Below are 876 nucleotides of genomic sequence, written 5' to 3' on the forward strand. Positions count from 1 at the left end.
AAGAATAAGACTACTGATATCTATGAGATGTTGGACACACTATCCCTGCCGGTAGCCGCCCAGCGTTTCGCAGAACTGTCTAAAAGCCCTGAATTCGGCAGCTATACCACTTTGCAGTTCATCCGTGAGGTTCTGGAACCTCAGTACATAGAAACACTCAACAACAGGTTTGAAACAAATCTGCGGCTCAGCAGCCTGATCAATAAAGGTGCTTTGGCCGAGAATCTGAAAACCGGCAACGGACGCATCTACAATGATGCCACCGTTGAACAGATCCTGAAATTTCATTTCGCTGAGAATCGGCAGAACGTCGGGATCTATGGAGTCACCGGTGCCGGCAAGTCTTATTTCCTGTCTGCCTGTTGTGTGGAAGCATGCAGACGTAATTACCGTTGTAAGTTCGTAGACTATAGTGACCTGCTAGACGAACTGATCGTCCTCAACCGCCAGGAAGACCTGAACAAGTACCGCAAAAGGATCAGGTACTATGCACGGATCCAGCTGCTGTTCATTGATGATTTTGCCATAAGCAGGTATTCAGAAGAAGGGATCAAGATCCTGTATCATCTCATAAAGCTTCGGGATGACCTTGGCACCTCCACACTCTTCAGCTGTCAGTATTCTCCAGATGAGTGGGGAAATCAGCTGAGTGACGAGAAGGAATGCTACGGTAAGCTTGACGGAATCAGACGCAGACTGACGACAGGATTTACTGTACTGATTGAGAAAGCATAGCTTTCTTCTGGAACACCGATCAATACTGATCAGTAGGGCGGAGTACCCTCTGCCCTACTGATCTCCCAGGCTGTCCGTTTAATATGGCCCGAACCGTCCGGAAAATGCGGCCCTGCTGTCCGCAGAAAGTGGCTGTTTGCA

The 876-nt window shown here is 48.6% G+C and carries 1 protein-coding gene; it reads left to right on the forward strand.

Annotated features, from left to right (window positions below):
* Positions 1 to 735: ATP-binding protein (locus ACTNDI_RS13990; RefSeq protein WP_441101570.1), on the forward strand; the 735-nt coding region annotated here is incomplete at its 5' end.
* Positions 736 to 876: the final 141 nt, after the last annotated feature.

Origin of the sequence: Bilifractor sp. HCP3S3_D3, from assembly GCF_052063915.1 — a bacterium.
Lineage (GTDB): Bacteria > Bacillota > Clostridia > Lachnospirales > Lachnospiraceae > Bilifractor.